Origin of the sequence: Micromonospora humi, assembly GCF_900090105.1 — a bacterium.
Taxonomy (GTDB): domain Bacteria; phylum Actinomycetota; class Actinomycetes; order Mycobacteriales; family Micromonosporaceae; genus Micromonospora; species Micromonospora humi.
In genome coordinates, this window is the sequence record NZ_FMDM01000003.1 from 184,737 (window position 1) to 196,941 (window position 12,205).

At 75.4% G+C, this 12,205-nt stretch carries 8 protein-coding genes; 5 read left to right on the forward strand and 3 right to left on the reverse strand.

Features of this window, described 5'->3' with window-relative positions:
- The first annotated feature begins 73 nt into the window (after positions 1-73).
- Positions 74-991, forward strand: a complete 918-nt coding sequence (locus GA0070213_RS06835; protein ID WP_091059154.1) for a Vgb family protein — start codon at positions 74-76, stop codon at positions 989-991.
- 96 nt (positions 992-1,087) lie between these two features.
- Here GA0070213_RS06835 and GA0070213_RS06840 read toward each other — a convergent pair whose 3' ends face one another.
- Entirely contained in the window at positions 1,088-2,017 is a 930-nt protein-coding gene (locus tag GA0070213_RS06840; protein ID WP_091059158.1) for a S66 peptidase family protein, read from the reverse strand.
- Positions 2,018-2,083: 66 nt separating this feature from the next.
- Between GA0070213_RS06840 and GA0070213_RS06845 the strand changes: the two genes are divergently transcribed.
- Together GA0070213_RS06845 and GA0070213_RS06850 are read left to right on the forward strand one after the other, a co-directional pair.
- On the forward strand, positions 2,084-2,851 hold the full coding sequence (locus GA0070213_RS06845) for a type 1 glutamine amidotransferase (RefSeq protein WP_091059162.1): 768 nt from the start codon (positions 2,084-2,086) through the stop codon (positions 2,849-2,851).
- A gap of 1 nt (position 2,852) precedes the next feature.
- On the forward strand, positions 2,853-5,876 hold the full coding sequence (locus tag GA0070213_RS06850) for a bifunctional [glutamine synthetase] adenylyltransferase/[glutamine synthetase]-adenylyl-L-tyrosine phosphorylase (RefSeq protein WP_091059166.1): 3,024 nt from the start codon (positions 2,853-2,855) through the stop codon (positions 5,874-5,876).
- 71 nt (positions 5,877-5,947) lie between these two features.
- Here the strand turns inward: GA0070213_RS06850 and GA0070213_RS06855 are convergent, their stop codons facing one another.
- Entirely contained in the window at positions 5,948-7,657 is a 1,710-nt protein-coding gene (locus GA0070213_RS06855) for a hypothetical protein (protein WP_091059169.1), read from the reverse strand.
- Positions 7,658-7,693: 36 nt separating this feature from the next.
- On the opposite strand from GA0070213_RS06855, the gene mptB (GA0070213_RS06860) reads away from it, so the two are divergent.
- A complete protein-coding gene (gene mptB, locus GA0070213_RS06860) occupies positions 7,694-9,106 on the forward strand; it encodes a polyprenol phosphomannose-dependent alpha 1,6 mannosyltransferase MptB (RefSeq protein WP_091060095.1) in 1,413 nt (470 codons plus the stop codon).
- Between the two features lie 11 nt (positions 9,107-9,117).
- Positions 9,118-10,611: a polyprenol phosphomannose-dependent alpha 1,6 mannosyltransferase MptB gene (mptB, locus tag GA0070213_RS06865; RefSeq protein ID WP_091059173.1), complete on the forward strand. Its 1,494-nt coding sequence runs from the start codon at positions 9,118-9,120 to the stop codon at positions 10,609-10,611.
- Between the two features lie 73 nt (positions 10,612-10,684).
- Here the strand turns inward: mptB (GA0070213_RS06865) and glnA are convergent, their stop codons facing one another.
- Entirely contained in the window at positions 10,685-12,109 is a 1,425-nt protein-coding gene (glnA, locus tag GA0070213_RS06870) for a type I glutamate--ammonia ligase (protein WP_091059176.1), read from the reverse strand.
- Between the last annotated feature and the right edge of the window lie 96 nt (positions 12,110-12,205).

Below are 12,205 nucleotides of genomic sequence, written 5' to 3' on the forward strand. Positions count from 1 at the left end.
CGGACAAATGCGGTTGCGACGTCGCCGCGACGGTGGGAAGGCTGGGCGAGAACCCGACGAAAGGCCACCCCTCATGACACAGCCCGTCATCCGCGAGGTCGCGCTCACCGGCGCGGGCTCGGGCCCGTACGCGATCACGGTCGGGCCCGACGGCGCGCTCTGGCTGACGCTCGCCGGTTCCGGCGGCGTCGCCCGGCTGGGAGCCGACGGTGACGTGCGGACCTACCGCGCCGACCCGCCGGAGAGCCGCCCCCTGATCATCACCACCGGGCCGGACGGCGCGCTCTGGTACACCCGCTCCGGCGACCACCGGCTCGGCCGGATCACCGTCGACGGCGAGAGCAGCTCGGTCGCGCTGCCGCCCGGCTGCGCCCCGTGCGGTCTGGCGACCGGCCCGGACGGCGCGCTCTGGTACGCCGGCATGGGCGACGACACGGTCGGCCGGGTGAGCGTGGACGGGGAGGTCAGCACGTTCCCGCTGCCGGTCGCCAAGGGTTTCCCGTCGATGCTGGCCGCCGGCCCGGACGGCGCGCTCTGGCTGACGCTCAACCAGGCCGACGCGATCGCCCGGGTCGACCTGGACGGGTCGACGACGCTGCACCCGCTGCCCACCGAGGCCGCCGGACCGGTCGGTATCACCGACGGCGGCGACGGGGCGCTGTGGTTCGTCGAGATCGCCGCCGGGCAGCTCGGCCGGATCACCCCGGACGGGCGGATCGACGAGTTCCCGCTGCCCGACCGGGCGGCCCGCCCGCACGCGATCGTCGCCGACCCGGCCGGCGGTTGCTGGTTCACCGAGTGGGCCGCCAACCGCATCGGCCACGTCGCCCCCGACGGCCATGTCACCGCCCACGACATCCCGACCCCGTCCGCCGAGCCGCACGGCCTCACGGTCACCCCCGACGGAGCGGTCTGGGCCGCCCTGGAAACCGGCGCCGTAGCCCACCTCCCCGCCCTCTACCCCCCACCCCGCGTTGATCAACCCCGTTGACCATGAAGTTGGCGGCAGTGCAAAGATCCACAACTGCCGCTAACTTCATGATCGACCGAGTGAGCGGGCCGGGAGGGGGTGGGGAAGGGGGAGGGGTCAGCGGACGGCGGGGGTGACCGTGAGGGTGGCGGTGGTGGTGTCCAGGACCGCTGGGGTGTTCACCGGGACGGTGAGCTGGTCGGGGCCGTGGCCGATCGGCAGGCCGCCGAGGACCGGGACGCCCAGGTCGCCCAGGCGGTCGGTGAGCACGTCGACGACAGTGGTGTCCCAGCCGTCGGCGCACTCGGTGAACTGACCCACCGCCACCCCGGCGAGCCCGTCCAGGGCGCCGCACCGGCGCAGGTGGGTCAGCATTCGGTCGATCTTGTACGGCGGCTCCTGCACCTCCTCCACCAGCAGGATCGCGCCGGTCAGGTCCGGCATGTCCGGGGTGCCGACCGACGCGGTGATCAGGCAGAGGTTGCCGCCGATCAGCCGGCCCTCGGCCCGCCCGGGCACCCGCACCGGATACGTCTCCTCCGCCTCCACCGCCGCCACGGTCACCGGTTCGGTGGTCATCAGCGCGGCGTGCAGCGACTCCGCCGAGCGCAGCGGCGTGCGCTCGTCCCGCCAGGCGGCACCCGGACCGTGCACCCCGGCCAGCCGGGCGCCGCGCCAGAGCGCGAACTGCAACGCGGTGATGTCGGAGAAGCCGGCCACCACCTTCGGGTCCCGGCGCACCGCCGCCATGTCGATCAGGTCGACCACCCGCTGCGCGCCGTAGCCGCCCCGGGTGCAGATCACGCCCCGGATCTCCGGGTCGGCGAACGCGGCGTTCAGGTCGTCGGCCCGCAGCGCGTCGTCGCCGGCCAGGTAACCCCGCCGGGCGTACGCGTTCGGCGCGGGCACCGGCCGCAGGCCCCAGCCGGTGAGCAGCTCGATGCCGCGGGCCACCCGTTCCGGACGGGTCGGGCCGGACGGCGACACCAGCATCACCGCGTCGCCGGGACGCAGGGCCGGTGGGCGCAGGCAGTCGTCGGTGGGCACGATCGCGAGCCTAGTGCCGCCGAGCCGGACCGACCGCGCTCGGGCGTACCGGCTAGCCTCGACGTCGTGGCGACCGCGCTGGTGATCGAGAACGACCCGACCGACGACCTCCGCCGCCTGGGGGAGTGGCTCACCGAAGGGGGGCTGGAGCTGCGCGTCCTGCGCCCGCACGCGGGCGACGCGCTCCCCGCCGACCTCGACGGGTACGCCGCGCTGGTGGTGCTCGGCGGCGACCAGCAGGCCTATCCGCTGGCCGACGACAGCCCGGGCGCGCCCTGGTTCCCGGCGCTGGAGGGGCTGCTGCGCAAGGCGGTCCGGCACCGGGTGCCCACGCTGGCGATCTGCCTGGGCGCGCAGTTGCTCGCCACCGCGCACGCCGGCCGGGTCGAGCGCAGCCCGTCCGGGCCGGAGATCGGCCCCACCGTGGTCGGCCGGCGCGACGCCGCCGAGACCGACCCGCTGTTCCGCTACGTGCCGCTGATGCCCGACGTGCTCCAGTGGCACGCCGACGAGATCACCGAGCTGCCGCACGGCGCGACGCTGCTCGCCGCGTCCACCCGCTACCCGCACCAGGCGTTCCGCCTCGGCGACCGGGCCTGGGGGCTGCAGTTCCACATCGAGTGCGACACCGCGATGATCGCCGAGTGGTCCCACGACTCGGCCACGCTGGCCGAGCTGGGCTACGACCCGGAGCTGGTGGTGGCCGCCTGCGACCGGGCGATGGCCGACGTCGAGGAGGCCTGGCAGCCGTTCGCGATCCGGTTCGCCGCGCTCGCGCTCGGCGAGCTGGGCGACGACAGCCCGCGTCGCAGCCTCCCGCTGCTCGGGGCGTGAGGTGACCCGGCCGGCCCGCGGGCGCCTGGCCCGCTACGGCTTCGCCGAGGGCGACGGCGCCACCCGCGCCGCCGACCTGCTCGGCCCGGACGGGCTCGGCCTGTGGCGCCCGGACACCCAGGAACCGGCCGACGACCGGGCCGCCGAACTGCTCACCGCGCTGTCCCGGGCCGCCGACCCGGACCTGGCGCTGCGCCAACTGCACCGGCTGGTCGAGTCGGAGCGGCGCACCGGGGACGACGTGGCGATCCGCGACGCGCTCGCCGCCGACCCCGGGCTGCGCCGCCGGCTGGTCGCGGTGCTCGGCGCCTCCTCGGCGCTCGGCGACCACCTGGTCGCCAACCCCGGGCAGTGGGCGGTGCTGGCCACCGAGCCGGACGGGCTCGCCCCGACCGCCGACGGCCGGCTCGACCTGACCGCCGCCGCCAAGCTGACCACGCTCACCGGCGCGGTGCCGCTGCTGCGGCAGGCGTACCGGTTGGCGCTGCTGCGGATCGCGGCGGCGGACCTGACCGGCGGGCGCGGCCTGGAGCAGACCATGGCGGCGCTCTCCGGGCTGGCCGACGCGACGCTCGCCGCCGCCTACGACATCGCCGTCGACGAGCTGCCCGAGGGCACCGCACCGCCCCGGCTCGCGGTCGTGGCGATGGGCAAGTGCGGCGGCGACGAGCTGAACTACGTCTCCGACGTCGACGTCATCTTCGTCGCCGCCGGGGACGACGACCTGACCGCCGCCACCCAGGTCGCCACCCGCCTGATCCACGTCTGTGGGCTGGTCGCCTGGCCGGTGGACGCCGCGCTGCGCCCGGAGGGCAACCGGGGCCCGCTGGTCCGCACGCTCGCCAGCCACCTGGCCTACTACCGCCGCTGGGCCCGCACCTGGGAGTTCCAGGCGCTGCTCAAGGCCCGCCCGGCGGCCGGCGACCTGGAGCTGGCCCGGGAGTGGATCGCGGCGCTCGCCCCGCTGGTCTGGACCGCCGCCGAGCGCCCGGAGGCGGTCTCCGACGTCCGGTCCATGCGCCGCAAGATCCTCGACAACGTCCCGCCGAAGGAGCTGGAACGCGAGATCAAGCGCGGCCCGGGCGGGCTGCGCGACATCGAGTTCGCCGTGCAACTGCTCCAGCTCGTGCACGGCCGCGGGGACGAGTCGCTGCGCGTGCCGGGCACCGTGCCGGCGCTGCGCGCCCTGGTCGCCGGCGGCTACGTCGGCCGCGCCGACGGCGAGGCGCTGCTGCGCGGCTACCGCTTCCTGCGCGCCGTCGAGCACCGGCTCCAGCTCCAGGGCCTGCGCCGCACCCACACCGTGCCGACCGAGCCGGCCGCGCTGCGCTGGCTCGCCGCCGCGCTCGGCTACACGGCCACCCCGGGCCGCAGCGCCGTCGAGGAGTTCCGCGCCGAGTGGGTCACCCACGCCAGCGAGGTACGCCGGCTGCACGCCAAACTGCTCTACCGGCCGCTGCTGGAGTCGGTGGCCCGGGTGCCGGCCGAGGGGCTGCGGCTGACCCCACAGGCCGCCCGGCACCGGCTGGAGGTGCTCGGCTTCGCCGACCCGGCCGGCGCGCTGCGACACCTGCAGGCACTCACCGGCGGCGTCAGCCGCACCGCCGCGATCCAGCGCACGCTGCTGCCGGTCCTGCTCGACGAGTTCGCCGACGCCCCGGAGCCGGACCGGGGGCTGCTCAACTACCGGCAGGTGTCCGACAAGCTCGGCAGCACCCCGTGGTATCTGCGCCTGCTGCGCGACTCCGGCCCGGTGGCCCGCCGGCTGGCCCGGGTGCTCTCCTCCTCCCGGTACGCCGCCGACCTGCTGGCCCGCGAGCCCGAGGCGCTGCGGCTGCTGGCCGAGGACAGCGAACTGACCCCGCGCCCCCGGGAGACGCTCGTCGAGGGCTTCGTCGCCGCCGCCGCCCGGCACGACGACCCGGTCGAGGCCACCCGGGCGGTCCGCGCGCTGCGCCGCCGCGAGCTGGTCCGGATCGCCGCCGCCGACGTGCTCAGCCGGGCCGGGTCGCTCGCCCCGCTCACCCCGCGCCCGGTCGGCGGCGGGGAACGGCGGCCCACTGTGGTCGACGTGACCGCCGTCGGCACCGCGCTGTCCCACGTCACCGACGCCACCCTGGCCGCCGCGCTGCGCGCCGCCCGGGCCGCCCAGCCCGGGCCGCCGGGCCTGCGCTTCGCGGTGATCGGCATGGGCCGGCTCGGCGGGTACGAGTCGAACTACCTGTCCGACGCCGACGTGCTCTTCGTCTACGACCCGCCGCCCGGGGTGGAGGAGAGCACCGCCAGCGCCGCCGCGCACGCGATCGCCGAGGAGTTGCGCCGGCTGCTCTCCGCGCCCGCCCCCGACCCACCGCTCGGCGTCGACGCCGACCTGCGCCCCGAGGGCCGGCAGGGCCCGCTGGTCCGCAGCCTGGCCGCGTACGCCCAGTACTACGCGCGCTGGTCGAAGGTGTGGGAGGCGCAGGCGCTGCTGCGGGCCCGGTTCGTCTGCGGCGACGCCGAGCTGGGCGCCGAGTTCGAGGCGATGATCGAGCCGGTGCGCTACCCGGCCGACGGGCTGACCCGCGAGCAGGTGGTGGAGATCCGCCGGATCAAGGCGCGGGTGGAGACCGAGCGGCTGCCCCGCGGCGCCGACCCGGCCACCCACACCAAGCTGGGCCGGGGCGGTCTGGCCGACGTCGAGTGGGCGGTGCAGCTGCTGCAGCTCCGGCACGCCGGCGCGCTGCCCGCGCTGCGCGGCACCCGTACCCTCGACGCCCTGGCGGCGGCCCGCGACGCCGGCCTGCTCGACGGCGAGGAGGCGGCCGAGCTGGCCGCCGGCTGGACGCTCGCCGCCCAGGTCCGCGACGCGTTGATGCTGGTCCGGGGTCGGGCCGGCGACCAGCTGCCCCGGCACGGGGTGGAGCTGGCCGGGGTGGTGCGCCTGCTCGGCCGCGACGACCCGGGCGAGTTCCTCGACGAGTACCTGCGCGTGGGCCGGCACTCCCGCACCGTCGTCCAGCGCATCCTCGAAGCCCCCCTGTAAGGAGGGGCCCCCGCTTAACGCATTCTGCATAGGCGGGGCCCCTTTTTAACACCGCTGTGGCGAACGACCGGTCAGCTGGTGAGGGTGTAGGTGCCGGGGCGGGGGACCGTGACGGTGAGCCAGTCGCCGGCGGGGGAGAGCGTGGCGCCGCCGGTGACGGTGAGCCAGCGGTCGTGGCGGACCCGGACCGGGACCGGGCCGGCCGCCGAGGCGCGGAACGTGACCGTGGCGCCGTCCTGCCGGACCAACTCGCCGGGCGCCCCGACCAGCGGGGTGGGGTCGGCGACCGCGTACAGCCGCCAGTGCCGGTCGGACCAGACCTCGGTCAGGTAGGGCTGGCCGGCGGTCACCAGCTCCGCCTCCGGCCGGCCCACCCAGGACAGCTCGGCGTCGGGCACGGCGACGTACTGCACCGCGTTGTCGGCCAACCAGGCCCGGTAGCTGTCGGCGGTCAGCGGGACGCCGGTGCCGGCCGCGCCGGGCACGGTGGTGAAGAACAGCGGATTGCGGTCGATGTCGGCCTGCCGCAGCCAGCCCCGGGCCAGCGGCACCTCGCCGAGGCGGGCGGCCTCCCAGTAGTTGCGGGTCGGCGGCACCTCCACCCGCCCGGTGAGCCCGCGTCGGGCCAGCTCCGCCCGCAGCGGCGCGAAGTACGCCGGGTCGGCCGTCGGGTCGTCGGCGCTGCCCAGGTCGGCGCTGACCACCGGCGGCTGCCACCAGCACACCACCGCCAGCAACGCGGCCAGCCCGACCGCACCGGCGGCCCGGGGTACGCCGCGCCCGGCGCCGTCGCGTCGTGTCGCGCGAGCGGGAAGCAGACGCCCGGTGAGCGCGCGCGGGACCGTCGCGGCGGCGGCCAGCACCGGCAGCGCGAACATCACCACCAGCCGGGTGGCGTTCAACCCGACCGGGGTGGGGAGCAGCGCCGCCGCCAGCACCCCGGCCGCGGAGAGCAGCGCGCCCACCCGCACCGGCCGGTACGCCACCAGCGCCGCCACCAGCAGGCTGGTCACCACGGCGTGCACCGTGTCGGCCCGGCTGATGTTCATCCAGCCGCCCTCGCCGAAGAGCAGCCCGGTCACCGCGAGCGGAGCGGCGGCCGGCACGGCGAGCAGCAGTCCGTCGGCCCACCGCCGGCCGAGCAGCAGCGCGACGCCGGCCAGCCCGACGAACAGCCCGGCCACCGGACTGGCCGCCGAGGCGAGCAGCGCGGCCACGACGACCGCCCCGGCGCGCGGCAGGCCGACCCATCCGGCCGCTCCGGCGGATGTCGGACCGGTCGAGTCGGACGCTTCGGCGGGCAGCGAGCCGGGCGACGGACCGGTCGGGCGGGCGTCCCGCGCCCGCGTCGCCGCGGTGGGCAGGGTGAGGGCGAGCAGCGCGGCCAGGCCGAACGCGACGCCGAGGGCGTAGGTGACCCGGCCGGAGACCAGATTGCCGGCGATCGTCACCACCCCGACCAGGCTGCCGAGCAGCGGGCGGGGCACCCGGACCCGGACCAACAGCGCCGCGAACGCGGTCGCGGACGCGAGCAGCGCGAGCGCGCCGGTGGGGCGCACCCCGAGCAGCGCCATCAGCGGCGGCGAGACGAGGCTGTAGCCCCACGGGTGCACCCCGCCGTACCAGCGCAGGTCGACCAGGGCGGGCCCGTGCGCGGCGAAGAAGCCGGCGCGGGCGACCTGGGCGGACAGGTCCGAGCCGGTGGCCGGCAGGGTCAGGTAGAGCACGGCGAGGACGAGCGCCGACGCGGCGGACACCGCGACCACCCGAGCACCGCGCATGCCCACCTCCTGATCGCGAACCACCGTACTGGCAGCATGGTGAACGTGTCTCACCACCTCTCGCGCTGGACCGGTCTGGCCGGCTCGGCGCTGCTCGCCGTGGCCGCGTACCTCGGCGGTGCGCTGCCCGACGGTGAACTGCGCCCCACCCCGGTCAGTATCTGGCAGGGCCGGAACGGACCGCTGATCATCGGATTGTGGCTCGCCGGCACGGCGTTGCTGGCCTGGGCGTGGTGGTCGCTGCGCGACCGGGTGCCGTCGAGCCGGTGGGTGCTCGTCACGGTCGGGCTCTGGCTGTTGCCGATGCTCGTCGCTCCGCCGCTGGGCAGCCGGGACGTGTACGCCTACGCGTGTCAGGGTGCCAGCTTCTCGGCCGGGATCAACCCGTACGAACAGGGCGTGTCGGCGCTGCCGTGTCCGTGGCTGGACACGATCTCGTACATCTGGCGGGACACCCCGGCCCCGTACGGGCCGTTGTTCGTGCTGCTCGCCGGCGCGGTGGTGAAGGCCACCGGCTCGCTGCTCGGCGCCGTCGTGCTGTTCCGGGTGCTCGCCCTGGTCGGGGTGGCGCTGACCGCCTGGGCGTTGCCGGTGCTGGCCCGCCGCTGCGGGGTGCCCCCGAAGCGGGCGCTCTGGCTGGCGCTGGCCAGTCCGCTGGTGCCGGTGCACCTGGCCTCCGGGGCGCACAACGACGCAATGATGGTCGGCCTGCTCGTCGCCGGGCTGGCCGTGGTGGCGTCCCGGCCGGGCCGGCCGGGACCGCTGCTCGCCGGCGGGTTGCTGCTCGGCCTGGCCGCCGGCATCAAGGTCACCGCGCTGGTGGTGGTGCCGTTCGCGGCGCTCGCCGCGGTCGTCGGGCCGTACCGGATCCGGACGCTGGTCCGCGACGGCGGGTGGGTGGTCGGCGGCGCGTTGGCCGCGCTCGCCGCCGCGACGATGGTCGCCGGCCTCGGCCTCGGTTTCATCAGCGGGCTGGAACAGGGCGGGCTGGTGGTGGCCTGGACGTCGCCGCCGACCGCGGTCGGGCAGACCGTCGGCTACCTGCTGGCGCCGTTCGGGGTGCACGTCGACGCGTTGCCGGCGACCCGGGCGATCGGCATGGTCGTGCTGGTCGCGCTGCTGGTGTGGCTCTGGTTCCGGGCGTGGCGTCGGGGCGAGCCGTTCTGGCACGCGGCGCTGGCGTTGGTCGCCACCGTCGCGCTCGCGCCGCTGTTCCACCCCTGGTACTGGCTCTGGCCGCTGGCCGTGCTGGCCGCCACCGCGCGGCGGACCGGCTGGTTCGCGATCGTCACCCTGGTGTCGTCGTTCCTGGTGCTGGCCGACGGGACCGGTCTGCCCCGCTACACCAAGATGCCCGGCGCGCCGTTGATGACGTTGTTCGTGATCGTGCTGGTCGTCCGGTTGGTACGGTCGGCTCGGAAGGGGCGGCAGCCGGTCCTGGTGGAGTGAGGAGGGTGCCGGTGAGCGAGCCCGACGCGCCGGTCCGGCCGGTCGCCGCCGCGCTCGCCCGGTACGCCGGTCTCGCCGGGGCGGTCCTGCTCACCGTCGCCGGCTGGCTGGGCGGGGCCCTGCCCGACGCGCCGCCGCGCGCCACGCTCGCCGCTCTCTGGCACGCCCCGCACGGGCCGGTGACGCTCGGCTGCTGGTCGGTGGGGACCGTGCTGCTGGTGGGCGCCTGGTGGTCGCTGCGCTGGGGTGCCCCGTCGGGCCGGTGGGCCTACCTGACCGCCGGGCTCTGGTCGCTGCCGCTGCTGGCCGCGCCGCCGCTGGGCAGCCGGGACGTCTACTCGTACGTCTGTCAGGGCTGGACCTGGACGCGGGGGGTCAGTCCGTACCGGGTGGGGGTCGAGGCGGCCGGCTGCCCGTGGACCGGGTCGGTGTCCCCGATCTGGCGGGACACCCCGGCGCCGTACGGGCCGTTCTTCGTGCTGCTGGCCGGGCTGGCGGTGCTCGCCGGCGGCGGCCTGGTCGGGGCGATCGTGCTGCTCCGGCTGGTCGCGCTGGCCGGGGTGCTGCTGGCCGCGCTCTGCCTGCCGGGCCTGGCCCGCGCCGCCGGGGTGCCCACCCGCCGGGCGGCCTGGCTGGTGCTGGCGTGCCCGCTGGTCGGGGTGCACCTGGTCGCCGGCGCGCACAACGACGCGCTCGCGCTCGGGCTGGTCCTGTTCGGGCTGCTGGTGCTGATCCGCCGCCCGGGCAAGGCACGCGCGCTGGTGGTGGCCGGGGTGCTGCTGGGCCTGGCGGTCGCGGTGAAGGCGACCGCCGTGGTGGTGCTGCCGTTCGCGGCGCTCGCCGCCGTGCTCGGTCGCTACACCTGGCGGACGCTGCTGCGCGACGGGGGTCGGCTGGCCGCCGTGGTGCTCGGCACGCTGCTGGTGCTCTCGCTCGCCACCGGCCTCGGGTGGGGCTGGGTGGACGGGCTGGGTCGCAGCGGCGACTCGCAGCAGTGGACCTCGCCGCCGACCGCTGTCGGGTTCGTCGTCGACTACGCCGGTGAGCTGGCCGGCCGGCACCCGCACGCCGTGCCGGTGACCCGGGCGATCGGGCTGGTGCTGCTGGCCGGGCTGCTGGTGGCGCTCTGGTGGTGGGCGTGGACGGCGTTGCGCGCGCTGAACGACGCCCGGCAGCGGGTGGCCCGGCTCACCGTGGCCCGGCCCCGGGTGGCGCTGCTCGGTGCCGGCCTGGCGCTGGCCGCCACCGTGCTGCTCGCCCCGGTCTTCCATCCCTGGTACGCGATCTGGCCACTGGCCCTGCTGGCGGTGGTGGTGGTCTCGCCGGCCCGGACGGTCTGGTTCGTGGCGCCCAGCGCGGTGGCCTCGGTGCTCACGCTGCCGGACGGCACGAACCTGGCCCGGTTCACCAAGGCGCCCGGCGCCGTGCTGATGACGGTGCTGGTGGTGGTCGTCGTGGCGGCCGGCGTCCGGGCCGGGCGGCGCTATCGACGCGCGCCGCGCTGATCTGCCCGGCAGCGAAACGGCCGGGCCGGCCCCGCGGTGGCGGAGCCGGCCCGGCCGGTGCTGACGAGCGTGCTCAGCAGTCGAAGTACATGGCGAACTCGTGCGGGGTCGGGCGCAGGCGCACCGGGTCGACCTCGTTGGACCGCTTCCAGTCGACCCAGGTGGAGATGAGGTCCGGCGTGAACACGCCGCCGTCGAGCAGGTAGTCGTGGTCGGCCTCGAGCGAGTCGAGCACGGCCGGCAGCGAGCCGGGGACCTGCTTGACGTCGCCCCACTCCTCCGGCGGGAGGTCGTAGAGGTCCTTGTCGATCGGGGCCGGCGGCTCGATCTTGCTCTTGATGCCGTCCAGGCCGGCCATCATCATCGCGGAGAAGGCGAGGTAGACGTTGGCCGACGGGTCGGGGACGCGGAACTCGACGCGCTTGGCCTTGGGGTTGCTGCCGGTGACCGGGATGCGGGTGCACGCGGAGCGGTTGCGCTGCGAGTAGACCAGGTTGACCGGGGCCTCGAAACCGGGCACCAGGCGCCGGTAGGAGTTGACGGTCGGGTTGGTGAAGGCGAGCAGCGACGGCGCGTGGTGCAGCAGGCCGCCGATGTACCAGCGGGCGGTGTCGGACAGGCCGGCGTAGCCGGTCTCGTCGTAGAACAGCGGCTCCCCACCCAGCCACAGGCTCTGGTGGGTGTGCATCCCGGAGCCGTTGTCACCGAACAGCGGCTTGGGCATGAACGTCGCCGTCTTCCCGTGCGCCCACGCCTCGTTCTTCACCAGGTACTTGAAGAGCTGGAGCTGGTCACCGGCGTGCAGCAGGGTGGAGAACTTGTAGTTGATCTCCGACTGCCCGCCGGTGCCCACCTCGTGGTGCGAACGCTCCACCGTGAACCCGGCGTCGACCAGCCGACGCACCATCCAGTCCCGCAGGTCGGCGTAGTGGTCCACGGGCGGCACCGGGAAGTAGCCGCCCTTGTAGGCGGTCTTGTAGCCGCGGTTGCCGCCCTCCTCGACCCGGCCGGTGTTCCAGGCGCCCTCGATCGAGTCGATGTAGTAGAACGACTGGTGCGCCGAGGTCTCGTGGCGGATCGAGTCGAAGATGTAGAACTCGGCCTCGGCGCCGAAGTAGGCGGTGTCGGCGATGCCGCTGGCGGCGAGGTACGCCTCGGCCTTCTTGGCCACGTTGCGCGGGTCGCGGGAGTAGGCCTCGCGGGTGAACGGGTCGTGGATGAAGAAGTTGATCGCGACGGTCTTCTGCGCCCGGAACGGGTCGACGAACGCGGTGGCCACGTCCGGGAGCAGGAGCATGTCCGACTCGTGGATGGCCTGGAAGCCGCGGATCGACGAGCCGTCGAACGCGAGGCCGTCGGTGAAGACGCTGTCGTCGAAGGACTCGACCGGCAGGTTGAAGTGCTGCATCACGCCGGGCAGGTCACAGAAACGTACGTCGACGAACTTCACGTCCTCGTTCTTGAGGTATCGCAGGAGTTCCTCGGGATTGGCGAACACACGTCCTCCTGGCAGGTCCACTCCGGTCGCTGGCTGGTGGCGACGCTATGGCCGGGCGGTTGCCCGGCCGTGTCTCCTCTGTTTCCGCCGTGTTAC

Coding starts and splice junctions, on each gene's coding strand:
- GA0070213_RS06835 (WP_091059154.1), top strand. CDS start 74: ATGACACAGCCCGTCATCCGCGAGGTCGCGCTCACCGGCGCGGGCTCG.
- GA0070213_RS06855 (WP_091059169.1), bottom strand. CDS start 7,657: ATGCGCGGTGCTCGGGTGGTCGCGGTGTCCGCCGCGTCGGCGCTCGTC.
- mptB (WP_091060095.1), top strand. CDS start 7,694: ATGGTGAACGTGTCTCACCACCTCTCGCGCTGGACCGGTCTGGCCGGC.